The sequence below is a fragment of the Knoellia sp. p5-6-4 genome (assembly GCF_029222705.1).
Taxonomy (GTDB): domain Bacteria; phylum Actinomycetota; class Actinomycetes; order Actinomycetales; family Dermatophilaceae; genus Pedococcus_A.
In genome coordinates, this window is the sequence record NZ_JARGZF010000002.1 from 249,985 (window position 1) to 274,034 (window position 24,050).

22 protein-coding genes are annotated in these 24,050 nt (G+C 72.5%); 2 read left to right on the forward strand and 20 right to left on the reverse strand.

Annotated elements, in window-relative coordinates; all coding sequences use genetic code 11:
* Positions 1–54: 54 nt before the first annotated feature.
* From P2F65_RS12650 to efp, 12 genes are all read right to left on the reverse strand, one after another.
* A complete protein-coding gene (locus tag P2F65_RS12650; RefSeq protein WP_275808135.1) occupies positions 55–456 on the reverse strand; it encodes a hypothetical protein in 402 nt (133 codons plus the stop codon).
* Positions 457–1,341 (reverse strand): orotidine-5'-phosphate decarboxylase, encoded by an 885-nt coding sequence (gene pyrF / locus P2F65_RS12655; protein ID WP_275808138.1) that lies wholly within the window; start codon positions 1,339–1,341, stop codon positions 457–459. It lies immediately after the preceding gene.
* Positions 1,342–2,427, reverse strand: a complete 1,086-nt coding sequence (locus P2F65_RS12660; protein ID WP_275808140.1) for a dihydroorotate dehydrogenase — start codon at positions 2,425–2,427, stop codon at positions 1,342–1,344.
* Positions 2,427–3,323 (reverse strand): dihydroorotate dehydrogenase electron transfer subunit, encoded by an 897-nt coding sequence (locus P2F65_RS12665; RefSeq protein ID WP_275808142.1) that lies wholly within the window; start codon positions 3,321–3,323, stop codon positions 2,427–2,429. The genes P2F65_RS12660 and P2F65_RS12665 overlap by 1 nt, the downstream gene beginning before the upstream one ends.
* A complete protein-coding gene (gene carB, locus P2F65_RS12670; protein WP_275808145.1) occupies positions 3,320–6,655 on the reverse strand; it encodes a carbamoyl-phosphate synthase large subunit in 3,336 nt (1,111 codons plus the stop codon). Before carB ends, P2F65_RS12665 begins: the two co-directional genes overlap by 4 nt.
* A complete protein-coding gene (gene carA, locus P2F65_RS12675) occupies positions 6,655–7,854 on the reverse strand; it encodes a glutamine-hydrolyzing carbamoyl-phosphate synthase small subunit (RefSeq protein WP_275808148.1) in 1,200 nt (399 codons plus the stop codon). The genes carB and carA overlap by 1 nt, the downstream gene beginning before the upstream one ends.
* Positions 7,851–8,444: a hypothetical protein gene (locus P2F65_RS12680; RefSeq protein ID WP_275808151.1), complete on the reverse strand. Its 594-nt coding sequence runs from the start codon at positions 8,442–8,444 to the stop codon at positions 7,851–7,853. The genes carA and P2F65_RS12680 overlap by 4 nt, the downstream gene beginning before the upstream one ends.
* A complete protein-coding gene (locus P2F65_RS12685; RefSeq protein WP_275808154.1) occupies positions 8,441–9,730 on the reverse strand; it encodes a dihydroorotase in 1,290 nt (429 codons plus the stop codon). The genes P2F65_RS12680 and P2F65_RS12685 overlap by 4 nt, the downstream gene beginning before the upstream one ends.
* Positions 9,727–10,719 carry an aspartate carbamoyltransferase catalytic subunit gene (locus tag P2F65_RS12690; RefSeq protein ID WP_275808157.1) on the reverse strand — a complete coding sequence of 331 codons (993 nt, stop codon included), beginning with the start codon at positions 10,717–10,719 and terminating at the stop codon, positions 9,727–9,729. The genes P2F65_RS12685 and P2F65_RS12690 overlap by 4 nt, the downstream gene beginning before the upstream one ends.
* Positions 10,716–11,345 carry a bifunctional pyr operon transcriptional regulator/uracil phosphoribosyltransferase PyrR gene (pyrR, locus tag P2F65_RS12695; protein ID WP_275808161.1) on the reverse strand — a complete coding sequence of 210 codons (630 nt, stop codon included), beginning with the start codon at positions 11,343–11,345 and terminating at the stop codon, positions 10,716–10,718. The genes P2F65_RS12690 and pyrR overlap by 4 nt, the downstream gene beginning before the upstream one ends.
* A gap of 193 nt (positions 11,346–11,538) precedes the next feature.
* The gene (gene nusB / locus P2F65_RS12700; protein WP_275808164.1) at positions 11,539–11,952 is read right to left on the reverse strand and encodes a transcription antitermination factor NusB; all 414 of its coding nucleotides are present in this window, start codon (positions 11,950–11,952) and stop codon (positions 11,539–11,541) included.
* 1 nt (position 11,953) lies between these two features.
* Positions 11,954–12,514 carry an elongation factor P gene (gene efp / locus P2F65_RS12705; protein WP_275808167.1) on the reverse strand — a complete coding sequence of 187 codons (561 nt, stop codon included), beginning with the start codon at positions 12,512–12,514 and terminating at the stop codon, positions 11,954–11,956.
* A gap of 265 nt (positions 12,515–12,779) precedes the next feature.
* Between efp and P2F65_RS12710 the strand changes: the two genes are divergently transcribed.
* Both P2F65_RS12710 and P2F65_RS12715 read left to right on the forward strand, forming a co-directional pair.
* Positions 12,780–13,331, forward strand: coding sequence for a hypothetical protein (locus P2F65_RS12710; protein WP_275808170.1), 552 nt, complete (start codon positions 12,780–12,782; stop codon positions 13,329–13,331).
* 12 nt (positions 13,332–13,343) lie between these two features.
* The gene (locus P2F65_RS12715; RefSeq protein ID WP_275808173.1) at positions 13,344–15,113 is read left to right on the forward strand and encodes a DUF4012 domain-containing protein; all 1,770 of its coding nucleotides are present in this window, start codon (positions 13,344–13,346) and stop codon (positions 15,111–15,113) included.
* Between the two features lie 9 nt (positions 15,114–15,122).
* Here the strand turns inward: P2F65_RS12715 and aroB are convergent, their stop codons facing one another.
* The 8 genes from aroB to ruvX form a co-directional block, all read right to left on the reverse strand.
* Entirely contained in the window at positions 15,123–16,220 is a 1,098-nt protein-coding gene (gene aroB, locus P2F65_RS12720; protein ID WP_275808176.1) for a 3-dehydroquinate synthase, read from the reverse strand.
* Entirely contained in the window at positions 16,217–16,753 is a 537-nt protein-coding gene (locus tag P2F65_RS12725; RefSeq protein WP_275808179.1) for a shikimate kinase, read from the reverse strand. The genes aroB and P2F65_RS12725 overlap by 4 nt, the downstream gene beginning before the upstream one ends.
* Positions 16,747–17,970, reverse strand: coding sequence for a chorismate synthase (gene aroC, locus P2F65_RS12730; protein WP_275808182.1), 1,224 nt, complete (start codon positions 17,968–17,970; stop codon positions 16,747–16,749). Before aroC ends, P2F65_RS12725 begins: the two co-directional genes overlap by 7 nt.
* Positions 17,971–18,054: 84 nt before the next feature.
* The gene (gene ppdK / locus P2F65_RS12735; RefSeq protein WP_275808185.1) at positions 18,055–20,721 is read right to left on the reverse strand and encodes a pyruvate, phosphate dikinase; all 2,667 of its coding nucleotides are present in this window, start codon (positions 20,719–20,721) and stop codon (positions 18,055–18,057) included.
* 85 nt (positions 20,722–20,806) lie between these two features.
* Complete coding sequence (locus tag P2F65_RS12740; RefSeq protein ID WP_275808188.1) at positions 20,807–21,508, reverse strand: prepilin peptidase; 702 nt, start codon at positions 21,506–21,508, stop codon at positions 20,807–20,809.
* Positions 21,508–22,359 carry a shikimate dehydrogenase gene (locus P2F65_RS12745; protein ID WP_345803697.1) on the reverse strand — a complete coding sequence of 284 codons (852 nt, stop codon included), beginning with the start codon at positions 22,357–22,359 and terminating at the stop codon, positions 21,508–21,510. The genes P2F65_RS12740 and P2F65_RS12745 overlap by 1 nt, the downstream gene beginning before the upstream one ends.
* Positions 22,353–23,516, reverse strand: coding sequence for an endolytic transglycosylase MltG (mltG, locus tag P2F65_RS12750; RefSeq protein ID WP_275808190.1), 1,164 nt, complete (start codon positions 23,514–23,516; stop codon positions 22,353–22,355). Before mltG ends, P2F65_RS12745 begins: the two co-directional genes overlap by 7 nt.
* A complete protein-coding gene (ruvX, locus tag P2F65_RS12755) occupies positions 23,513–24,049 on the reverse strand; it encodes a Holliday junction resolvase RuvX (protein WP_275808195.1) in 537 nt (178 codons plus the stop codon). Before ruvX ends, mltG begins: the two co-directional genes overlap by 4 nt.
* Between the last annotated feature and the right edge of the window lies 1 nt (position 24,050).

Genomic DNA, 24,050 nt, shown 5'->3' on the forward strand with positions numbered 1-24,050 from the left:
CTCTAGCAATGCCGGACGCCCTCGCGCCTCCCGGGGAGCCCCCTTCATCCGGGCTCAGCCGCCGCTCAGCCCCACCCCGCACTCGGGGATCAGGCTGGTGTCGAGCTCCTCCGCCGCCTGGGCCATCAGGGTCAGCTCGCGCTGGGCCTGCTCCACCTTGTCGACGTCGACGCGACCGTCCGTCATGACCGACTCCAGGCCCTCGCGCAGGGTCTTCCACTGGCCCTCGTCCCCGCGTGGCGCGAGCTCCTCCAGCGCCCGCACCTGCTCGAGGTAGGCGCGCACCGCGGCGTCCTCCCCCGTCCCGGGCGCCGTCAGGTCCGTCGGCGCGTTGACCTCCCTGACCGCGGCACAGTAGGCGTCGCGGTCGTAGCCGCCGCACGCCGCCGTCACGAGGGTGGCCCCGAGGGCACCGGCCAGGGCCAGCACCCGCCAGGGCCGGGTCGTGGCACCCATCTACGCCAGCAGCTCCCGCAGGCCCTCTGCGGTCCTGCGCGCCCGGTCCCGCAGCGCGGCGCCGTCCGGGCCGGCGGCGAGGACCTCCCGGCTCGAGGTCGCCAGGACGTTCGGCAGGGCGGCGCCGAAGACGCGGCGCAGGTCCTCCGCGGTGCCCCCCTGGGCGCCGATGCCCGGTGCCAGCAGGGGTGCGTTGGCGGACGCGAGGTCGAGTCCGAGGTGCTCCACCGCTCCCCCGGTCGTGGCCCCCACGACCATGCCGACACTGCCGAGCTGTCCCTTGCGGGCGGCCCGGTGGTTGTCCTCGCGGGCCGCGGCCACGATCCCGCCGGCCACCGAGGCGCCCGGTCCACCCGCGTGCTGCACGGAGGCGCCCTCGGGGTTCGAGGTCAGGGTGAGCACGAACACGCCGCGCCCGGTGCCCAGTGCGGTGTCGATCGCAGGCCGCAGGGACCCGTAGCCCAGGTAGGGGCTCAGGGTCACGGCGTCCGCCCGCAGCGGGGCGTGGTCGGAGAGGTAGGCCAGCGCATAGGCAGCCATGGTGGAGCCGATGTCGCCGCGCTTGGCGTCCAGCACGGTCAGCGTGCCGGCGTCCCGCAGGGCTGCCAGCGCCTTCTCCAGCACCGCGATGCCAGCGGCGCCGAACTGCTCGTAGAAGGCCGACTGCGGCTTGACCGCCGCGACCGTGCCAGCGAACGCCTCGACGCACTGCATGGTGAAGCGCTCGAGGCCCTTCGGCGTGTGCGGCAGGTCCCAGTGGTCGAACAGGCCGGCGTGCGGGTCGATCCCCACGCACAGCGGTCCGTGCTCGTCCATGGCCGCCCGCAGGCGCGCGCCGAAGCTCGCGCGCTCGGCCGTGACCTCGGTGGTCTCGTCGTCTGCCATCTACCCCACCCTCTCGTGTGCGATGCCCACCACGTCCGTGAAGCGGGCGAACCCCTTGTCCTGCAACAGCCCCCGCAGCTCGCGCCCCACCCGCACGGGTGCCGTCGGGTCGTTGAACGTGGCCGTGCCGACCTGCACGGCACTGGCGCCGGCGGCCACGAGCTCGAGCGCGTCGCGCCCGGTGCGCACTCCACCGACGCCGATGACCGGCACCACGGGCAGCCGCCCCTGCAGCATGGCGGCGCGCACCTGCCACACCGCCCGCACGGCGACGGGACGCACCGCGGGCCCGGAGAGCCCGCCGGTGACGCCGCCGAGCTGCGGCCGCAGCAGGTCGGTGTCGATGACCATGCCGAGCAGCGTGTTGATCATGGTGAGCCCGTTCGCGCCCGCCTTCACCGCCGCCTGGGCGATCGTCACGACGTCGGTGACGTCCGGCGTCAGCTTGGCGAAGATCGGGGTGTCGCGCGGGAGCTGCTCGCGCACCAGCGCGATGACCTTCGCCGAGGCGTGCGGGTCGCAGGCGAAGACGAGGCCGCGGTTGGCCACGTTCGGGCACGAGATGTTGACCTCGACGCCCACGACCGCGTCGAAGGCGTCGCTGGCGCGCAGGGCCGCCGCCACGTCGGCGAACTCGCCGCTCGTGGAGCCGGCGATCGACACCAGCGCGCGGGCGCCTGCCTTCTTCAGCCAGGGCAGGTCGTGCTCGACGAAGGCCTTGATGCCCGGCCCCTGCAGGCCGATCGAGTTGAGCATCCCCGAGGGCGTCTCTGCCATGCGGGGCGTGCCCCGCCCCGACCGCGGCTCGGCCATCACCGACTTGGTGACGAACGCCCCGAGCTCGGTGACGTCGAAGAACCGGTGCAGCTCCTTGCCGTTCGCCGCGCAGCCGGAGGCGGTCATCATCGGGCTGGGCAGCACGGCCCCGGCGAGGTCGACGGACATGTCGACCGTGGGCACCGGCTCGGCGCCGCGCGCTGCTGCGTCGTCGGCGGCATCGGAGGCGGAGTGGCCGTGGTGCGCCCTCGCCTCCTCCGTGGCCCGCGTCACGAGCCCGGGCAGTCGGGTGCTTCCGAAGACCCCCATCAGTGGCCACCCTCCTTCGGTGCGCCGAGCGCATCCCCCGGGACCTTGCAGTACCCGTTCTCGAACGACTCCCACCGCACGCGGTCACCCCTGAAGACCGGGCCCTCGATGCACGAGCGCACCATGCGCGTCACGCCGTCGTTGCCGCGCACCGGCATCACGCAGGTCATGCACACCCCGACACCGCAGGCCATCGACTCCTCGACCGCCACCTGGGCGACGGCCCCCTCGGCGGTGGCCACCTCCGTGACGGAGCGCAGCATCCCCATCGGCCCGCAGCCGTAGACGACTGCGGCCCCGGAGCTGCGGATCAGCTCGGGCAGGACGTCGGAGACCCACCCGCGATGTCCGAGGGAGCCGTCGTCCGTGGTGATCGTCACGCCGTCGGCGCAGCGGCGGGCCTCGACGACACCGAACAGGCGTGACTCGGTGGCCGCGCCGAGCACCATCTCCACCCGGCAGCCGCGCTCGCGCAGGGTCTCGGCGAGCCAGAACAGCGGGGCGCTGCCGTAGCCACCGCCGACCAGCACCGTCGCCACCGGCTCCTTGGGAAGGGGGAACGGACGGCCGAGCGGGCCGACGATGTCGACCTCGTCGTGGGCCCGCAGCCCGGTGAGCCACTCGGTGCCGGGCCCGTGCGCCGCCACGACGACGTCGACGGTGCCGCCGTAGGTGCCCGACGGGCTCACCCGGTGGATGGAGAAGCAGCGGCGGAGCAAGTTGGCTGAGGTGGGCCCGCCGACGGCGACCGCGACGAACTGGCCGGGCCGCGCGTGCTCGGCCAGGCCGGGCGCCACGAAGGTCAGGTGGTGGTAGGCCCCGGCGCGGCGGGTGGCGATGAGCTCGGCCGTCACCTGGACGACGCCGGCCCCCGGGTGTGCGGCGGTGGTGCTCACGCGCGCACCCCCTGCCCGTAGAGGTCGAGGTCCCGGGCGTGCTCCTGGAGCGGCTTGACCCGAAGCTCGCCGTGCAGCTGGGCCTCGATGCCCTGCACTGCGGCGGCGAGCTCCTGCACGGTGGTGATGATCGGCTTGTCCATCGAGGTCGTCGCGGCCCGGATGGCGTAGCCGTCGGCCCGTGCGTTCGGCCCGGAGGGCGTGTTGACCACCATCGCCACCTCGCCGCTGAGGATGAGGTCGACGATCGTGGGCTCGTGGGCGACGCCGTCGGCGGGAGTGGTCACCACCCCACCGCGCTGGCTCACCTTGCGCACCACCTGGGCCGTGATGCCGTTGCGGCGCAGCACCTCCGCGGTGCCGGCCGTGGCGATGAGCGTGAAGCCGAGGTCGGCAAGCCGCTTCACCGGGAAGATCATCGCCCGCTTGTCCCGGTTGGCCACCGACACGAAGATCGTCCCGCGCGTGGGCAGCCCGCCGAACGAGCCGAGCTGGCTCTTGGCGAAGGCGGAGCCGAAGTCCTGGTCGATGCCCATGACCTCGCCGGTGGAGCGCATCTCCGGCCCGAGCAGGCTGTCGACGACGAGGCCCTCCTTGGTGCGGAACCGCTTGAAGGGCAGCACCGCCTCCTTGACCGCGACCGGGGCGTGGCTCGGCATGTGGCCGCCGTCGCCGTGGGCCGGCAGGAGGCCCTCCTCGCGCAGCTCGCGGACCGTGGCGCCGAGCATGACACGGGCTGCGGCCTTGGCGATCGGCACGCCGGTCGCCTTGGCCACGAAGGGCACCGTGCGGGAGGCGCGGGGGTTGGCCTCGAGCACGTAGAGGACGTCCTGGGCGAGGGCGAACTGCACGTTCATCAGGCCGCGCACACCGATGCCCTTGGCCAGCTCGAGGGTCGCCACACGGACCCGCTCGAGCTCCTCGTCGCCGAGCGTGACCGGCGGCAGGGTGCAGGCAGAGTCGCCGGAGTGGATGCCGGCCTCCTCGATGTGCTCCATGATCCCGCCGAGGTACATCTCCTCGCCGTCGTAGAGCGCGTCGACGTCGATCTCGATCGCGTCGTCGAGGAAGCGGTCGACGAGCACCGGGTGCTCGGGCGAGGCGACGGTGGCGCGGGTGACGTAGGCGGCGAGGGTCTCGTCGTCGTAGACGATCTCCATGCCGCGGCCGCCGAGCACGTAGGAGGGCCGCACCAGCACCGGGTAGCCGATGTCGCGTGCGACCTCGACGGCCTCGTCCGCGCTGTAGGCGGTGCCGTGCTTGGGCGCTGGCAGCTTGGCCTCGTGGAGCACGCGGCCGAACGCGCCGCGGTCCTCGGCCAGGTCGATCGCCTCGGGCGAGGTGCCGACGATCGGCACGCCCTCGTCCTTGAGCGCCTGCGCGAGGCCGAGGGGCGTCTGCCCGCCGAGCTGGACCACCACGCCGGCGATCGGGCCGGCCTGCTTCTCGGCGTGGTAGACCTCGAGCACGTCCTCGAGCGTCAGCGGCTCGAAGTAGAGGCGCGAGCTGGTGTCGTAGTCGGTGGACACCGTCTCGGGGTTGCAGTTGACCATGACCGTGTCGTACCCGGCGTCGCGCAGCGCGAAGGACGCGTGCACGCAGGAGTAGTCGAACTCCACGCCCTGCCCGATGCGGTTGGGGCCGGAGCCGAGGATGAGCACTGCCGGCTTCTCCCGGGGCTCGACCTCCGTCTCCTCGTCGTAGGACGAGTAGTGGTACGGCGTCTGCGCGGCGAACTCGGCGGCACAGGTGTCGACGGTCTTGAACACCGGCCGTACGCCGAGGGCGTGCCGCACCCCGCGGACCACGCTCTCCGGCATACGCCGCAGCGAGGCGATCTGCGCGTCACTGAAGCCGTGCCGCTTCGCGAGCCGCAGCAGCTCCGGTGTCAGCTGCGGCGCCGCGGCGATCCGCTCGGCGAGCTCGTTGACGAGGGCCATCTGGTCGAGGAACCACGGGTCGATGCCGGTGGCGTCGTGGACCTCCTCGACGGACAGGCCGCCGCGCAGCGCCTGCTGCACCGTGACGATCCGGCCGTCGGTCGGGGTGCGGGCCTGGTCGAGCAGGGCCCGGGCCTCCTCGGTGGTGGGCGTCTCGCCGTCCCAGTGGAAGGTGGCGCCCTTCCGCTCGGTGGAGCGCAGCGCCTTCTGCAGCGCCTCGGTGAAGTTGCGGCCGATCGCCATCGCCTCGCCGACCGACTTCATCGTCGTGGTCAGCGTCGGGTCGGCCGCGGGGAACTTCTCGAACGCGAAGCGCGGCACCTTCACCACGACGTAGTCGAGGGTCGGCTCGAACGAGGCGGGCGTCTCGCGGGTGATGTCGTTGGGCACCTCGTCGAGGGTGTAGCCGATGGCCATCTTCGCGGCGATCTTGGCGATCGGGAAGCCGGTCGCCTTCGACGCCAGGGCAGAGCTCCGCGAGACCCGGGGGTTCATCTCGATGACGATGATGCGGCCGTCCTGCGGGTTGACGGCGAACTGGATGTTGCAGCCGCCGGTGTCGACGCCGACCTCGCGGATGACGGCGATGCCGATGTCGCGCAGCCGCTGGTACTCGCGGTCGGTCAGGGTCAGCGCCGGCGCCACGGTGATCGAGTCGCCGGTGTGGACACCCATGGGGTCGAGGTTCTCGATGGAGCAGACGACGACGACGTTGTCGGCGTGGTCGCGCATCACTTCGAGCTCGTACTCCTTCCAGCCGAGGATCGACTCCTCGAGGAGCACCTCGCTGGTGGGGCTCGCCTGCAGGCCGGCGCCGGCGATGCGACGCAGCTCCGCCTCGTCGTGCGCGAAGCCGGAGCCGAGCCCGCCCATGGTGAACGACGGGCGCACCACCATGGGGTAGCCGAGCTCCTCGGCGGCGGCGAGGCACTCGTCCATGGTGTGGGCGATGACCGAGCGTGCGCTCTCGGCGCCGCAGCGCTCCACCACGCCCTTGAACGCCTGGCGGTCCTCACCGAGCTCGATCGCCTCGACGTTGGCGCCGATGAGGTGGCAGCCGTACTTCTCGAGAACTCCGTTCTCGTGCAAGGCGATCGCGGTGTTGAGCGCGGTCTGCCCACCGAGGGTGGCGAGCACCGCGTCGGGGCGCTCGCGGGCGATGATCGCCTCCACCACGTCGGGGGTGATCGGCTCGACGTAGGTGGCGTCGGCGAACTCGGGGTCGGTCATGATCGTCGCCGGGTTGGAGTTGACCAGGACGACCCGGATCCCCTCCTCCTTGAGCACCCGGCAGGCCTGGGTGCCGGAGTAGTCGAACTCGCAGGCCTGGCCGATGACGATGGGACCGGAGCCGATGACGAGGACCGACTCGATGTCGGGGCGGCGGGGCATCAGGCGCGACCTTCCTTGTCGTCCATGAGGGTGGTGAAGCGGTCGAAGAGGTAGGCGGCGTCGTGCGGACCAGCCGCGGCCTCCGGGTGGTACTGGACCGAGTAGGCAGGGATGTCAAGGCATTCGAGCCCCTCGACGACGTCGTCGTTGAGGCACACGTGGGAGACCCGCACCCGTCCGTATGCCGTGCCGCTGGCGGCGTCGCTCGGCGCCGGCACCGGCCCGTCGAGGGGTGCGTCCACGGCGAAGCCGTGGTTGTGCGCGGTGACCTCGACCTTGCCGGTGGCCTTGTCCAGCACCGGCTGGTTGATGCCGCGGTGGCCGTACTTCAGCTTGTAGGTGCCGAACCCGAGGGCGCGCCCGAGCAGCTGGTTGCCGAAGCAGATCCCGAAGAACGGGATCCGGGCGGCGAGGACCTCGCGCAGCACCCCGATCTCGTGCTCGGTGGCGGCCGGGTCACCCGGGCCGTTGGAGAAGAAGACGCCGTCGGGACGCACAGCCTCGATGTCGGCGAAGGTCGCGGTGCACGGCAGCACGTGGACCTCGATGCCGCGCTGGGCCATCAGCTGCGGGGTCATCGCCTTGATGCCGAGGTCGAGGGCGGCGACGGTGTAGCGCTTCTCCCCCACCGCCGGCACGACGTACGGCTCGGTCGTCGTCACCTCGGCGGCCAGCGCCGCGCCGCTCATCTGCGGCGCCTCCTGCACCGTGCCCACCAGCTCGGCTTCGGGTCGCCCGGCGCGCTCGCCGGAGAAGATGCCGACGCGCATGGCCCCGCGCTCACGCAGGTGGCGGGTCAGGGCGCGGGTGTCGATGCCGCAGACGCCGACCACGCCCTGCTCGCGCAGCTCGTCCTCGAGGGTGCGGCGCGAGCGCCAGTTCGACGGTCGCAGCGCGGGGTCGCGCACGACGTAGCCGGCGACCCAGATGCGCCGCGACTCGTCGTCCTCGTCGTTGACGCCGGTGTTGCCCACGTGGGGGGCGGTCATGACGACGACCTGCCGGTGGTAGCTCGGGTCGGTGAGGGTCTCCTGGTAGCCGGTCATCCCCGTGGAGAAGACAGCCTCGCCCACCGTCTCGCCGAGTGCTCCGTAGGACTCGCCGCGGAAGACCCGGCCATCCTCGAGGACGAGCACCGCGGGCTCGCGGTCGACGTCGAAACGGCTGGTGGCGCTCGTGCTGGTTTCCGTGGTGGTCACGTGCGGGGTTCCCCTTCCGGGCTGTCGATGTCGGTGGGTCGGGGCTGGTCGGCCGTGATGCTGCTGCCCGCCTGGTGCCACCAGAGCGCCGACTCGAGGCGCTCGAGGTCGGCGCGGTAGCGGGGCAGGAAGCCCGTCTCGTAGATGCCTCCGTCGTCGGCCGTCCAGCGCACGACGAGCAGGCGGTTGGCCCCGACGAACTTGCCGGCCATGCCCCGGTCGCGGCGGACCTCGAGCAGCCGCGCCCTCGGGACCACGACGTCGGACTCCCCCTGCCGCTCGAAGCGGACCAGCTCGTCCGGCGCACCGCGGCGGACGGTCATGGTGGCCCTGGCGCGGTTTCCCAGCCCCTCGACGGCGACGCGCTCGTGTCGCGACGCGGCCGTCGTGGTGCTGACGTAGGTGCCCTCGGCGCGCACGACGCTGCCCGCGGGCTCGTCGCGCGTCGCGTCAGGGCCCCCCCTGCCCGGGGACACGGCCACCGACGCCGAGGTGTGCCGGCGGCGCTTGCGCAGCCACGCGGCATACAGCAGGGCGTAGATGAGGCCCAGGGCGATCAGCATGACCCCCACCGCCTGCGGTCGGCTCACGCCACAGCCCCCTTCTGGGCGGTCACGCGACCGCGGAGCACCGTCGCCTCCACGGCGCCCTGGAGGGTGCGGCCGTGCCAGGGGTTGTTGCGCGAGAGGGACAGTGAGGCGGACCGGTCGACGGTCACCCGCGCGCCCGGGTCGACCAGGGTGATGTTGGCCGGCGAGCCGACGGCCAGCGACTGACCGTGACCGTCGAGGCCGGCGATGCGGGCCGGGTTGGCCGACATCACCCGGGCCACGCCGGCCCAGTCGAGCAGCCCGGTGCGCACCATGGTGTCGCTCACCACCGAGAGGGCCGTCTCGAGGCCGAGCATGCCGAAGGCGGCGTCGACGAAGGCGTGCTCCTTGTCGTGGCGGGCGTGCGGGGCGTGGTCGGTGGCCACGGCGTCGATGGTGCCGTCGGCCAGGGCCGCCCGCAGCGCGTCGACGTCCTCCTGCGGGCGCAGCGGCGGGTTGACCTTGAACGTCGGGTCGTAGCCGGTGAGCAGGTCGGTGGTGAGCACGAGGTGGTGGGGCGTGACCTCGGCGGTCACGTCGATGCCCTGCGCCTTGGCCCAGCGGACCACCTCGACCGAGCCCGCCGTCGAGACGTGCGCGACGTGGACGCGGCTGCCGGTGTGGCGGGCGAGCATCACGTCTCGGGCGACGATGGTCTCCTCGGCGATGCCCGGCCAGCCCGGCAGGCCCAGGCGGCCGGACAGCTCGCCCTCGTGGCAGCAGGCGCTCGGGCCGGCCAGGTGCGGTTCCTGCGCGTGCTGGGAGACCACGCCACCGAAGGCGCGGACGTACTCCAGCGCGCGGCGCATGACGCGGGCGTCGTGCACGCACTTCCCGTCGTCGGAGAACACCCGGACGCGGGCCCGGCTGCGGTGCATCAGGCCCAGCTCGGCCAGCTCCTCACCGGCGAGGCCCTTGGTGACGGCCCCGACCGGTTGCACGTCGACCAGGCCGGCGGCCCGTCCGAGGTCGAGGACCCGCTCGGCGGCCTCGGCCGTGTCGGTTACCGGGCTCGTGTTGGCCATCGCCAGCACCGCGGTGAAGCCGCCGACCGCGGCGGCGGCCGAGCCGGAGGCGATCGTCTCGGCGTCCTCCCGCCCGGGCTCGCGCAGGTGGGTGTGCAGGTCGACGAGCCCGGGCAGCGCGACCAGGCCGTCGGCGTCGAGCACGTCGGCGCCCTTCGCCGAGCGGATGGACCCGACCTCGGTGATGACGCCGTCCTCGACGAGCAGGTCCTGGGCGCCGGAGCCGGCGAGGGCGGCTCCCGTGATCAGCAGGGCGCTCACTGGGCGCTCCCTTCCTCACCTGCGAGCAGGTGGTAGAGGACGGACATCCGCACGGCGACGCCCGCCGAGACCTGGTCGAGGATGAGCGACTGCGCGCCGTCGGCCGCGTCGGCGGCGATCTCCAGCCCACGGTTCATCGGCCCGGGGTGGCAGATGACCGCGTCGGGGTTGGCGGCCACGAGGGCGCTCAACCGGTCGCGGGTCAGGCCGTAGCCGACTGTGTACTCGCGCGGTGTGGGGAAGAAACCGCCGCTCATGCGCTCACGCTGCACGCGCAGCATCATCACGGCGTCGACGGTCGGCAGCACGGCGTCGAGGTCGTGGGACAGCTCGAAGCCGTCGGCGGCTGCCCAGGCGCCGATGCCGGCCGGCATCAGCGTCGGTGGGGCCACGAGGGTGATCCGCGCGCCGAGCTTGGCGAGGCAGAGCAGGTTCGAGCGGACGACCCGCGAGTGGGTCAGGTCGCCGACGATCGCGACGTGGCGGCCCTCGAGGCTGCCGAGCCGCCGCTCCATCGTGTAGGCGTCGAGCAGGGCCTGCGTGGGGTGCTCGTGGGTGCCGTCACCGGCGTTGATGACGTGCGCGTCGATCCACTGGCTGACCTGCTGCGCCGCCCCGGAGGCGCCGTGCCTGATGACCAGGGCATCGACGCCCATCGCCGCCACCGTCAGCACGGTGTCGCGCAGGGACTCGCCCTTGGAGGTCGACGAGCCCTTGGCCGAGATGTTGATGACGTCGGCCGAGAGCCACTTGCCGGCGAGCTCGAAGGAGCTGCGGGTGCGGGTCGAGTCCTCGAAGAAGAGGTTGACCACCGTGCGGCCGCGCAGGGTCGGCAGCTTCTTGACCTCGCGCTGCTGCACGCCGTGCATCTCGGCGGCGGTGTCGAGGATGGTGCGGATCTGCGTGACGTCGAGGTCGGCGATCGACAGCAGGTGGCGGCGACCACCCCTCGTGGCCGACGCGGACGGCGTGTTGAGCGTCGTGGTCATCGGGGCTCCCCTCCGGCGATGCGGACCTCGTCGTCGACACCGTCATGCTCGCTCAGGCGCACCTGCACCCGCTCCGAGCTGGACGTGGGCAGGTTCTTGCCGACGTGGTCGGCGCGGATCGGCAGGTCGCGGTGGCCGCGGTCGACCAGCACCGCGAGGCGCACCGCTCGCGGCCGGCCGAGGTCCGAGAGCGCGTCGAGCGCGGCTCGGACGGTGCGGCCGGAGTAGAGCACGTCGTCGACGAGCACGACGACCTTGTCGTCGATGCCGCTGGGCGGGATGTCGGTGTGCATGGGCGAGCGGGTCGGCTGCCGGCGCAGGTCGTCGCGATGCATGGTGACGTCGAGCGCCCCGACCGGCACGGGCCGGCCCTCGACCTCCTCCATCACCGAGACGAGGCGCCTGGCCAGGGCCACTCCCCTGGTCGGGATGCCGAGCACGACGAGGTCGTCGGCGCCCTTGTTGCGCTCGAGGATCTCGTGGGCGATGCGGCGCAGGGCCCGGGAGACGTCACCGGGACTCATCACTGCGCGGGCGGGGGCGTCGGCCGGGCTGCTCGCCGGGTGGCTGGCTGCGGAGCCACTGGCGGTGGGGACGCCGTCGGGTACACCAGAGTCAGGACGCATTCGCGTCAGGACCTCCTTCCCTGCCTCACGGGACAGGTCGTTAAAGGATGTCGAACGCTGGACACTCTAGCCGGTCGCCCGACCGCTCGGGACGTGGCCCCGCCGTTGAGACGGTGCCGCCCATGAAAAGCGGGGGCGGCTGGAGGCCGGCGGACGCCCTCCAGCCGCTCCCACGGCATACGGTCTGTGCGGCTCAGGCGAGGGTCGGCTTGACCTCGGCGAGCCGGGCCAGCAGCCCGTTGACGAACTTGGGCGACTCGTCGGTGCTCAGCGTCCTGGCGAGTTCGACCGCCTCGGCGATCGCCACCCCCTCGGGGACTTCCTGCGAGTACAGCACCTCGAAGGCCCCGAGCCGCAGGATGGCGCGGTCGACGCTCGGCATCCGCTCGACGGTCCAACCCTGGCTGTAGGTCGCCAGCAGCTCGTTGATGTCGGTCCAGTGCGCGACGACGCCCTCGACGAGGTCGGCGGTGTACTGGTTCAGCGGCGCCTCGGTGACCGGCTTGGCAAGGCGCTCGGCGAGCAGGTCGCGGGCGTTGATCCCGCGCTGCTCGGCCTCGAAGAGCAGGTCGACCGCGCGCTTGCGGGCCTTGGTGCGAGCCGACAAGTCAGTTCACGCGACCGAGGTAGGAACCGTCGCGGGTGTCGACCTTGACCTTGGTGCCGGTCTCGAGGAACAGCGGGACCTGGATCTGCGCGCCGGTCTCGAGGGTGGCGGGCTTGGTGCCACCGGTGGACCGGTCGCCCTGCAGGCCCGGCTCGGTGTAGGTGATCTCGAGGACGACCGAGGCGGGCAGCTCGACGTAGAGCACGGTGCCGTCGTGGGTCGCGACCTGGGCGGTCTGGTTCTCGAGCAGGTAGTTGGCGGTGTCGCCGACGGTCGCCTCGGGGATGTGGATCTGGTCGTACGTCGTCCCGTCCATGAAGACGAAGTCGGTGCCGTCCTTGTAGAGGTACTGCATGTCGCGGCGGTCGACGGTCGCGGTCTCGACCTTGACGCCGGCGTTGAAGGTCTTGTCGACGACCTTGCCCGACATCACGTTCTTGAGCTTGGTGCGCACGAAGGCCGGGCCCTTGCCGGGCTTGACGTGCTGGAACTCCACGACGGACCACAGCTGGCCCTCGAGGTTGAGCACCATGCCGTTCTTCAGGTCGTTGGTCGATGCCACGTGTCAGTCGCTCTCTTCTGGTGTCGTCGCGTGCCGGCACGCGCGGGCGCGCAGGACCGGACACGTGCAGGAAGGGGATCGGGGCGAGTCTAGCCGCCCCGTGCTGCGGACCCCCAATCGCGCGCGGCCTGCGCAGCACGGCACCTGCACGTAAACGCACGCATCCGCATAGGTGGAAATCAGGCGTGGAGCGAACCACCCCTATGGTACTTTTTGCGGAGAACGGGACCGTTCTCACATTTCTTGCAGGGGAGAAATCATCATCATGCGTGCTCTCAAGGTGGCCGCCGCCACCGTCGGCCTGTCCGCCGCTCTCACCGGCACGGCTGTCGGCCTCGCCGGCCCCGTGAACGCCGCCCCCAACGGTGGTTGCTCCGCGGGCAACTACCCGCCCGCCAGCTCCACCGTCGCGCTCAGCCGCAGCCGTGCGAGCGTGGGCATGACCATGTCCTACGAGGCCCGTTGCTTCCAGCCCGGCGAGCAGGGCACCGCCACGGTGTACTCCACGCCGCAGCAGGTGGGCACGTTCACGGCCAACAGCGCCGGCGAGGTGTCGGGCTCGTTCACCGTGCCCAACCTCAAGCCTGGCCGCCACACCCTCGAGCTCGCCGCGGCATCCGGCACCCAGTCCGCCACCTTTGTCATCGTCCCGAGCGAGCCCGCTGCCGGCAACGGCAACAAGAAGGACAGCGACTCGCTGGCGTTCACCGGCTCCGACGCGGCCAAGACCGCCGGTGCCGGCGCGGTCCTGCTCCTCGGTGGTGGCGCGCTGATCGTGGCCGCCCGCCGTCGCAAGACCGCCAACGCCGCAGCCTGACGCAGCTTCCTCTTGCAGGGCCGTCGGCGACGCATCCGCCTCAGCGCGTATGCCGTCGCCGCGGCCCTGCTGCTGTATGCCCTGGCCCTGGGGTGGACCGCCTTCAAGGCCAACGCGCACCTGCGCGAGGCGCGGGCCGCAGTCGGCCCGTTGCGCTCCGCCCTCGTCGACCAGCGCACCCCCGCCGCGGAGATCGACCGCCGGCTGCGCACTCTCCAGCACGAGGCGGACGCGGCCCGGTCGCTGACCGGCGGCCCCCTGTGGGGTCTGCCCGCGGCCCTGCCCCGGGTCGGCGACGCCTTTGAGACGGTCCGGGGGGCGTCGGTGGCCGTCAGCCGGGTGGCGCACGAGGTGCTGCCGCCCGTCAGCCGGGCTCGCAACGGCCTTGTCGGGGTGAGCCTCGAGGACCCCAGGGGCGGCATCGACCTCGCCCCGATCAAGGCTGCCCAGCAGCCGCTCGGCGAGGCCGAGCGTGCCGCCGAGGCGGTGCGCGCCGACGTCCGCGCGCTGCCCGCCTCCGGCATCGGGACGGTCGACGCTGCCCGCCGCGACCTGGTGACGCAGCTCGACGAGGTGGCCGCGCAGCTGTCCTCCAGCCACGACCTGGTGTCCCTGCTGCCGCCCATGCTCGGGTCACAGGGCCCGCGTCGCTACCTCGTGGCGTTCCAGAACGACGCCGAGGCCCGAGGGGCTGGCGGCCTGCCCGGCGTGTATGCCGTGGTGCGGGCCGACAGGGGCCGGCTCGACTTCGTCCGCTACGGGGTCAGCGGGGACTTCGCCGGCGTGGATGTTCCGCTCGACGGCCTGGGTGAGGACTACGCCAAGCTCTACCGGGGCGCGGCCCCCGGGCGGTTCTTCGGGAACGCCACGGTGAGCCCGCACTTCCCCTCGGGCGCCACCCTGCTGCTGCGCTTCCACGAGGCCAGGTACCACGACCGCCTCGACGGCGCCGTGGCCATCGACCCGACCGCGCTGTCCATGCTGCTCGCGGTCACCGGGCCGACCACGCTCGAGGACGGGACGCGGGTCGGGGCCGCCAACGTGGTGGCGCTGACGGAGCGGGACGCCTATGAACGCTTCCCCGACCCGGTCCTGCGCAAGCTCTACCTCATCGAGGTCGCCAAGGCGGTGGCCGACGACATCCTCGAGCGCGGGCCCCGGAAGGGCACGACCTTCGCCAGTGCCCTGGGCAAGGCGGTGGAGGCCCGACGGCTGCTGGTCTTCAGCACGCACGACTCGGAGCAGGCCGTCCTCGCCAGCCGAAAAGTGGGAGGTGCCCTCAGCGACACCGACGGGCTCTTCTCGGGGGTGGTCATCAACAACGGCGGAGGCAACAAGCTCGACTACTACCTCGAGCGCGAGGTGACCTACCAGGCCGCGTCCTGCTCATCCTCGACCCCGCACCAGGCGACGGTGACGGTGCGGCTGACCAACACCGCGCCGAAGTCCGGGCTGAGCGACTATGTCGCGGGGCGGGCCGACCAGCCCGTTGTGCCCGTCAAGAAGGGCACCAACCGGCTGCTGGTCTCCTACTACGCCACCAAGGGAGCCGGCTTCACGCAGGCCACCCTCGACGGAGAGCCGGCCCTGCTGGCCTCCGACACCGAGCGTGGACGGCCGGTGTTCACGTCCACGCTGGACATCGGCCCGGGGCAGAGCCGGGTGCTCCGGCTGACGATCGAGGAGCCGCCGCAGGCCAAGGGGCCGGTGACCACCCTGGTGCAGCCGCTCGTGCGGCCCCAGAAGACCGTGGTCGACGCCGCGGGCTGCCCGGCCTCCTAGCGCTCACACCTAGAGCGAGATGGCCCGCCCGGACACGTCGGCGCTGACCTCGGCGTAGGCCGCCTGCAGCAGCGCGGGGTCGGGACCCTCGAGACGGGTCGGCCGGGCCAGGCCCTGGAGGACGACGAACCGCAGCATCGACCCGCGCGTCTTCTTGTCGCGCTTCATCGCGTCGAGCAGCTGGCCCCACCGGTCGCCCCGGTAGGTGGTCGGCAGCCCGAGGGCGGTCAGCACCGAGCGGTGCCGGTCCACGAGGTCGTCGTCGATCTTGCCTGCCAGGCGCGCCAGCTCGGCGGCGTAGACCATGCCGATGCTGACCGCGGCGCCGTGCCGGAAGCTGTAGCGCTCCACCTGCTCCACGGCGTGCCCGAAGGTGTGGCCGTAGTTGAGCACCTCCCGCAGCGACGACTCCCGGAGGTCCTCGGCCACGACATCGGCCTTGACCCGGACCGCCCGCTCGACCAGCTCGCGCACGTGCTGGCCCTGCGGCGTCCGCACTCCCTCGATGTCGGACTCGAGGAGGTCGAGGATGACCGGGTCGGCGATGAAGCCGCACTTGACGACCTCGGCCAGCCCGGCGACGAAGTCGTGCTGCGGCAGCGTCTCGAGCGTTGCGAGGTCGCACAGCACCCCCGCCGGGGGGTGGAAGGCGCCGACGAGGTTCTTGCCCTCGGGCGTGTTGATGCCGGTCTTCCCTCCGACCGCGGCGTCGACCATGCCCAGCAGGGTGGTGGGCACGTGCACGACCCGTGTGCCGCGCAGCCAGGTCGCGGCCACGAAGCCGGCGAGGTCGGTGGTCGCTCCCCCGCCCACGGAGACGACCGCGTCCGAGCGGGTGAAGCCGGCCTGCCCCAGGACGCCCCAGAGGAAGGCGGCGACCTGCGCGGTCTTGGCCTCCTCCGCGTCCGGCACCTCTGCGGCATACGCCTCGAAGCCCTTGCCGAGCAGGTCCTCCCGGATCGCCTCGCCGGTGGCCGCGAGGGCACGGGGGTGCACGACGAGCACCCGCTGCACGCCCTCCCCGACGAGGCGAGGCAGCTCGTCGAGCAGGCCGGTGCCGACGACGACCTCGTAGTCGCCGCCGACGCTGATGCGGGTCGTGCTCATCGCTGCTCCTCCAGCTCCTGCAGGCGCGCCGCGACCTCGTCGACGACGGCGGCCGGCTTGCGCCCGGCGGTGTCGACGCGCAGCGTGGCCAGCCGCTCGTAGGTCGGGCGGCGCTCGTTCATCATCTTGGTCCACTGGGCGCGGGGGTTGACCATGAGCAGCGGCCGGGTGCCGTCGAAGCCGATCCGCCGCGCGGCGTCGGCGATGCCGACGTCGAGGAAGACCACGGTGTGACCCGCCAGCGCCTCCTGCGTCTGCGGGTCCATGGGCGCCCCGCCACCGAGGGACAGCACGCCGTCGAAGGCCTCGAGCGAGCGGGCTACCTCGGCGCGCTCGAGGTCGCGGAAGTAGGGCTCGCCCTCGTCGACGAAGATCTCGGAGATGGCTCGGCCCTGGGCCTGCTCGATCGCCTCGTCGGTGTCGTGCCACTCCACGCCCAACCGGGTGGCCAGCCGCCTGGCGACGGTGCTCTTGCCCGCCCCGGGCGGCCCGATGACGACGACGCGGGGCCCTGCCCTGTCGCTGGTCACCACGTGCGCATCGCCTCCGGGACCGCTGCGAGGTAGGCCGCGTGGTTGCGCGACGTCTCGGCCACCGAGTCCCCGCCGAACTTCTCGAGGCAGGCCTGCGCGAGCACGAGCGCGACCATCGCCTCGGCCACCACGCCTGCCGCCGGCACCGCGCAGACGTCCGAGCGCTGGTGGATGGCCTTGGCCGCCTCTGCCCCGGTGGTGTCGACGGTGTCGAGCGCGCGCGGCACCGTGCTGATCGGCTTCATGGCCGCCCGCACGCGCAGCACGTCACCGGTGGACATGCCGCCCTCGGTGCCGCCCGCGCGGCCGGTGCGCCGGCGGATCGTGCCGTCGGCACCACGCTCCATCTCGTCGTGGGCGGCCGACCCTCGGCGTGCCGCGGTGCGGAACCCGTCGCCGACCTCGACGCCCTTGATCGCCTGGATGCCCATGAGGGCCGCGGCGAGCTGCGCGTCGAGGCGCCGGTCCCAGTGCACGTGCGACCCCAGGCCCGGCGGCAGCCCGTAGGCGAGCACCTCGACGACGCCGCCGAGGGTGTCGCCGTCCTTCTTCGCCGCCTCCACCTCGGCGACCATGGCGGCCGAGCCCCCGGCGTCGAGGGTGCGCACCGGGTCGGCGTCGAGCCGCTCGACGTCCTCCGGCGTGGGCAGCACGGCGTCGTCGGAGACGCCCGCAGTGCCGATGGCAACCGTGTGCGACACGAGGCGGATGCCGTAGGCCTGCCGCAGGAACCGGGCTGCGACCTCGCCGAGGGCGACCCGGGCCGCGGTCTCCCGGGCGGAAGCGCGCTCGAGCACGGGGCGGGCGTCGTCGAAGCCGTACTTCTGCATGCCGACGAGGTCGGCGTGCCCAGGGCGGGGGCGGGTGAGCGGCCTGTTGCGGGCGACCTCCTTCTCGGCGTTCACGTCGTCGGCCGCGGCGAGCGCGTCGGCGCTCACCGGGTCGGCCGACATCACCGTCTGCCACTTGGGCCACTCCGTGTTGCCGATGCGGACCGCGATGGGCGACCCCATGGTGACGCCGTGGCGCACACCGCCCAGGAATTCGACCTCGTCCTGTTCGAACTTCATGCGGGCGCCCCGGCCGAAGCCGAGCCGCCGACGCGCCAGGGCTGCCGCCACGTCCGACGTGGTCACCTCGACCCCCGCCGGCAGACCCTCCAGGGTCGCGAGCAGGGCAGGGCCGTGGGACTCACCGGCAGTCAGCCATCGCAGCATGGCCAGAATCCTGCCACGCGGCGCTCAGCCGCCCTCGGCCGCGCCCGTCATCTGGTCGAGGGCAGGGTCGTCACGTGCCAGGACTCAGCCCCTGCCCGCCCGGCCCGCCTCCAGCCGCGCCACCGGCACCCGGAAGGGCGAGCACGACACGTAGTCGAGGCCCACCTCCTCGAAGAAGTGGATGGACTCGGGGTCGCCGCCGTGCTCCCCGCACACGCCCAGGTGGAGGTCAGGACGCACGCCGCGGCCCTTCTCCACGGCATACCGGACCAGGGAGCCGACTCCGTCGCGGTCGAGGGTCTCGAAGGGCGACACCGCGAAGATCCCCTTCTCGAGGTAGGCCGAGAAGAACGAGGACTCGACGTCGTCGCGCGAGAATCCCCACGTCATCTGCGTCAGGTCGTTGGTGCCGAAGGAGAAGAACTGCGCCGTTGCGGCGATCCGGCCGGCGGTGAGCACCGCACGCGGCAGCTCGATCATGGTGCCCACCGTGAAGGGGATGTCGCGGCCGGCGGCCTCGACGACCTCCGCGGCCACCTTCTCGATCTCCGCGCGGACCAGCTCGAACTCCTCCGCCGTGGCCACCAGCGGCACCATGATCTCGGGCCGCGGATCGCCGCCGGCCTCGAGCCGGGCCGCCGCCGCCTCGAGGATGGCGCGTGCCTGCATGGTGAACAGTCCCGGCATCGCGATGCCGAGGCGGACGCCCCGCAGGCCCAGCATCGGGTTCTGCTCGTGCAGCCGCTTCACCGCCTCGAGCAGCCTGTGGTGCCGGCTGTCCGGGTTGCCGGCGTCGTCCTCGTGCGCCACGAGGACGGCGAGGTCGGTCAGGTCGGGGAGGAACTCGTGCAGCGGCGGGTCGATGAGCCGCACCGTGACCGGCAGGCCGTCCATGGCCTCGAAGATGCCGATGAAGTCCTCACGCTGCTGGGGCAGCAGGGCCGCCAGCGCCGCGTCGCGCTGCTCGTCGGTCTCGGCGACGATGAAGTGCTCGACCAGCTCGCGGCGCTCCCCGAGGAACATGTGCTCCGTCCGGCAGAGCCCGATGCCCTGGGCGCCGAAGCGGCGGGCCCGCGCGGCGTCCTCCGGGGTGTCGGCGTTGGCCCGCACACCGAGCCGCCGGCGTTTGTCGGCATGGTCCATGACCCGGGCCACCGCCCGCACGGTGTCGTCGTCGGTGGAGGTGTCGCCCTCGAAGTGGCGAACCACGTGTGAGGCCATCACGGGGACCTCGCCCTGCCAGATCTCGCCGGTGGTGCCGTTGATGGAGATGACGTCGCCCTCACCCACGACCGTGCCGTCGGCGCAGGTGAAGCGCCGGGCCCGGACATCCACGTCGAGAGACTCGGCGCCACAGACGCACGTGCGCCCCATGCCGCGCGCCACCACGGCCGCGTGGGAGGTCTTCCCGCCCCGGCTGGTGAGGATGCCCTGCGCAGCCACCATGCCCTTGAGGTCGTCGGGGTTGGTCTCGCGCCGGACCAGGATGACGTCCTCCCCGCGCTCGGCCCAGTCCGCTGCCGTCTGGGAGTCGAAGACGGCCTTGCCGACCGCCGCCCCGGGCGAGGCGTTCATGCCCGTGCCCAGCAGGTGCCGCTCGTGCTCGCTGTTGAACTGGGGGAACATCAGCGTCGCCAGCTGGGCACCGTTGACCCGCTGGAGCGCCTCGTCCATGTCGATGAGGCCCTCGTCGACGAGCTCGACGGCGATGCGGAACGCGGCCTGGGCGGTGCGCTTGCCCACCCGCGTCTGCAGCATCCAGAGCCTGCCGTGCTCGATGGTGAACTCGATGTCGCACAGGTCGCGGTAGTGCTGCTCGAGGGTCTGCATGTGCTGCATCAGCTGCTCGAAGCAGGCCTGGTCGATCTGCTCGAGGTCGTGCAGCGGCACGGTGTTGCGGATGCCGGCGACGACGTCCTCGCCCTGGGCGTTCTGCAGGTAGTCGCCGTAGACACCCTGCGCCCCGGTCGCCGGGTCACGGGTGAACGCCACCCCGGTGCCGGAGTCCATCCCCCCGTTGCCGAAGACCATGGTGCCGACGTTGACGGCGGTGCCGAGATCGGCGGGGATGCGCTCGCGGCGCCGGTAGATCGTCGCCCGCTCGGTGTTCCACGAGTCGAAGACGGCGCGCACGGCGAGGCCGAGCTGCTCCCGCGGGTCCTGCGGGAAGTCGCGGCCGGTGTGCTCGCGGATCGTCCGCTCGTAGGCACGGGTCAGCTCGCGCAGGTCGTCGGCGGTGAGATCGAGGTCGTTGGTCGCGCCGCGTTCGCCCTTGAGCCGGTCGATCTCGTCCTCGAAGGCGTCCTTGTGCACCCCGAGCACCGTCTGGCCGAACATCGAGAGCAGCCGGCGGTAGGAGTCCCACGCGAACCGCTCGTTGCCTCCGCTCTGGCGCACCAGCCCCTCGACGGAGCGGTCGTTGAGACCGATGTTGAGCACCGTGTCCATCATGCCGGGCATCGAGAACTTGGCTCCCGAGCGCACCGAGACCAGCAGGGGGTCGTCGACGTCGCCGAGGCGCCGGCCCATGGTCTTCTCGAGCCGGGCGAGGTGCCGGTCGATCTCCTCCGAGAGGCTCTCGGGCTCGTGGCCCTCGGCGAGGTAGGCCCGACACGCCTCGGTGGTGATGGTGAACCCCGGCGGCACCGGCAGCCCCAGCCGGGTCATCTCGGCGAGGTTCGCGCCCTTGCCCCCCAGCAGGTCCTTCAGGTCCTTGTTGCCCTCAGCGAAGTCGTAGACGTAGCGCCCCATGTGCCGATCATCGTCACTCGGGGAGGCGGTGGGAACAGGCCTTTGGACCCCTGGGCTAGTCCCATCGGCGTAGCCCTCGGGTGGGTCAGACGGGCACCAACCGGTACTCGAACGCCAGGGCCAGCAGGGCGCCGACGACCATGGCGGGTCCGAAGGCGATGTGCGAGCGAAGCCCCGCGCGCTGCGCCACCAGCATCACGAGCGCGATGATGCCGCCGGCGACGAAGCCGGCCAGCAGCCCGAGCAGCGCGGTGCCGAGGCCCAGCCAGCCCAGGACCAGCCCGATGAGCCCCGACAGCTTCACGTCGCCGAAGCCGAGCGAGGATGGGGAGACCATCGCCATCACGAAGTAGAGCGCATAGATCCCGGCCATGGCGATGAGCGCGTTGCGCATCCGTACCCAGTCCCCCGCCCCCAGGGACGCGCACCCCAGCAGCACCAGCAGCGCAGGGTAGGCCGGCAGGACCAGTCCGTCGGGCAGTCGGTGGACGTCGAGGTCGATCCAGACCAGTGCCACCGCCAGCCAGGCGAAGAAGAGGTATGCCGGCAGGGCGGCCCACGCCGCAAGGTCGCCGATGCCCCAGGCCAGGAAGCCCCAGAGCACCGCGAGGGCCGGGACCGGCCACCACGGCGCCCGCGGCTGTGCGGTGGCGGGCTCGTCCGACTCGATGCGGTAGCCCGCGCTGCGCAGCGCCTGGGCGGTGGCGACACCGAGAAGGGCGCCCGCCAGCACCAGGACGCCGATGACCCACCCGGCGGTGCCGGCCCCCGACACCGGCGCGAGCACTAGCCCACCGCCTCGCGGGCCGCGGCGAACATGACCTCGAGAGGCGCCTCGTGCCCCGTCATGAGCCGCACCTGCTCGCCCGCCTGGTGCACCAGCATGTCGAGGCCCGAGACGACGTCCATCCCCGCGTCAGCGGCGGCGCGGGCCAGCGGCGTGGGCCAGCCCGCGTAGACGACGTCGAGCAGTGTCCCGGACAGGTTCCGCCCCCGGATCGCCTCGGCCGCCGCACCGCCGGCGGCGGGCGGCAGCGTGCTGACCACCAGCGCGGGCTGACCCGGGCTCTCGCTCACCGCCCAGTCCCACAGCGGGACCTGCTCGACGGTGACCCCCAGGTCGGCGGCCAGCCGCACGGTCGAGGCGCGGGCGGAGGCGCGCACGGCCAGGCGCACCCGCGAGACGCCGAGCCGGACGAGGGCCGCGACCGCCGAGCGTGCGGTGGCGCCGGATCCGAGAACCGTCGCCGAACCGAGCCCATCCGTCGTCGGCCGCGGCGAGGTGGCGCCCGACAGGGCGGCCACGATGCCGTGCACGTCGGTGTTGTGCGCGTCCCATTCCCCCGTGTCCCGACGCACCAGCGTGTTGACCGACCCGGTGGCTCGCGCGGTCGGCGAGACGTCCGCGGCCACGTCGAAGCCGGCCTCCTTCAGCGGCATCGTCAGGCTCAGGCCGCGCCAGGTCTCGTCGAGCCCTGCCACGAAGGGGAGCAAGGCCGCCTCGTCGACGTCGTGCGCGGCATACCGCCACCGGACGAGGCCGAGCGCGCGGTAGGCGGCGCCGTGCAGCACCGGTGAGAGCGAGTGCGCGACCGGCGAGCCGAGGACGGCCGCATTCAGCACGGTGTCGGTCAACACTGACCCGCGTGTTCCCGGCACCACTTGTTGAAGAGGTTGACGTTGGCCTGGTGCTCCGAGGTCGTCGTGGCGAACCGGGTCTCACCCGTGTCGGGGTTGACCGTCACGAAGAAGAGCCACGGGCCGTCGGCCGGGTTCGCGGCGGCGGCGATCGACGCCGCGCCGGGGCTGTTGATCGGTCCCGGCGGCAGGCCCTGGTGGCGGTAGGTGTTGTAGGGGCTCGTGCTCGCCCGGTCGGCGTCGGTGGTGCCCGCCCGACCGCGCTTCTTGACCGCGTAGTGCACGGTCGAGTCCATCTGCAGGAAGCCCTTGGTCGGGCCGGACTTCTGCGCGAGCCGGTTCTCGATGACCCGCGCCACCTTGGCGCGGTCGGCCTCGCCGTTGACCTCGCCCTCGACGATGGAGGCCACGACCATGGTGCGCTCCATGTCGTCCTCGGCCACGCCCGCCTTGGCGAGCTCGGCCACGGTCTTCTCGACCATGCTCTTGAGCTGCTCGGAGGCGGTCGACTTCGCGGGGTACTCGTACGTCGCCGGGAAGAGGTAGCCCTCGAGGTTTCCCTTCGCCGAGGCCGGGAGCCCGAGCGAGCCGGTGTCCTTGGCAGCCGCCTGGTACTCCTTGAGCGGGATGCCGGTGGACTTCGACAAAGTGGCCAGGATCTCGGAGAGCCACAGGCCCTCGGGGATGGTCACCCGCGGGACGGTGCGGTTCTTGGGGTTCACGAGGATGGCCAGGGCATCCTTGGCCGTCATCTGCTTCTTGAGGGTGTAGGTGCCCGGCTGGATGGCGGCGGACCGGCTGTCAGCCGCGGCGGCGTCCAGGAAGGCCTTGCTCGACTTCACCACGTCGGCCTTCTCCAGCGACACGCCGATCGCGCGGCCGGTGTCCCCTTCGTTGACGGTGACCTGCACCTCCCCCGCCCCCGGCCCGGGGTAGTCGTTGCTGGCGGTGAGCTGGGTGACCAGCGGCCACAACGCCCGGTAGGCGCCGTAGACGGCTCCGCCGACCAGGACGACGGCCAGGAGCAGCACCAGGAACCGGCGGCGGCGCCGCACCGGACGGCGGCGGTGCTGCTGCCGCTGCCGACGCAGCTGGGGTGCCTCCTGCGGCGGATCCTCAGCACCGAAGATCGAGTGCTCGAGGTGCGGCTCGGTCATCGACGCCTGTCCTTCGTCCGGGGCTTGCGCCCGTCTGGCCTCACCAGCTCGCCGGGCGGGCGCCCGGAGCTGCGTTCCGCATCGAGCGCCGCCTGGAGGATCAGCACGGCGGCTGCCTGGTCGACCACCGAGCGCTGCCGCCGGCCGTCGACCCCGCTCTCGCGGAGCGAGCGGTGGGCATCGACCGTCGTGAGCCGCTCGTCGACGAGCCGCACCGGCACGGGTGCGACGCGCACCGCCAGCCGACGAGCATACTGCCGCGCCTCCGTCGCCGCGGGACCCTCGCCGCCCGCGAGTGTCCGCGGCAGCCCCACGACCACCTCGATGGCCTCCGCGTCGGCCACGAAGGCCGCCACCTCGGCGATGTCGGTCGCGACGTCAATCTCGCTGCCCGGCACGACCGCATCGGACTGCCCACGCGCCACAGTGCGCACCGGGGTGGCCAGCAACCCCGAGGGATCGCTCGAGGCCAGCCCGACGCGGACCGAGCCGACGTCGACACCGACCCGCACGCCGGTCCGCGTCACCGTCACC

Excerpts from the sequence above, each read along its gene's own strand:
- aroC (WP_275808182.1), bottom strand. The coding sequence starts at position 17,970 with ATGCTGCGATGGCTGACTGCCGGTGAGTCCCACGGCCCTGCCCTGCTC.
- carB (WP_275808145.1), bottom strand. The coding sequence starts at position 6,655 with ATGCCCCGCCGCCCCGACATCGAGTCGGTCCTCGTCATCGGCTCCGGT.
- pyrR (WP_275808161.1), bottom strand. The coding sequence starts at position 11,345 with ATGCGTCCTGACTCTGGTGTACCCGACGGCGTCCCCACCGCCAGTGGC.
- P2F65_RS12690 (WP_275808157.1), bottom strand. The coding sequence starts at position 10,719 with ATGACCACGACGCTCAACACGCCGTCCGCGTCGGCCACGAGGGGTGGT.
- pyrF (WP_275808138.1), bottom strand. The coding sequence starts at position 1,341 with ATGGCAGACGACGAGACCACCGAGGTCACGGCCGAGCGCGCGAGCTTC.
- aroB (WP_275808176.1), bottom strand. The coding sequence starts at position 16,220 with ATGAGCACGACCCGCATCAGCGTCGGCGGCGACTACGAGGTCGTCGTC.
- mltG (WP_275808190.1), bottom strand. The coding sequence starts at position 23,516 with ATGACCGAGCCGCACCTCGAGCACTCGATCTTCGGTGCTGAGGATCCG.
- P2F65_RS12710 (WP_275808170.1), top strand. The coding sequence starts at position 12,780 with ATGCGTGCTCTCAAGGTGGCCGCCGCCACCGTCGGCCTGTCCGCCGCT.
- P2F65_RS12660 (WP_275808140.1), bottom strand. The coding sequence starts at position 2,427 with ATGGGGGTCTTCGGAAGCACCCGACTGCCCGGGCTCGTGACGCGGGCC.
- P2F65_RS12650 (WP_275808135.1), bottom strand. The coding sequence starts at position 456 with ATGGGTGCCACGACCCGGCCCTGGCGGGTGCTGGCCCTGGCCGGTGCC.
- ppdK (WP_275808185.1), bottom strand. The coding sequence starts at position 20,721 with ATGGGGCGCTACGTCTACGACTTCGCTGAGGGCAACAAGGACCTGAAG.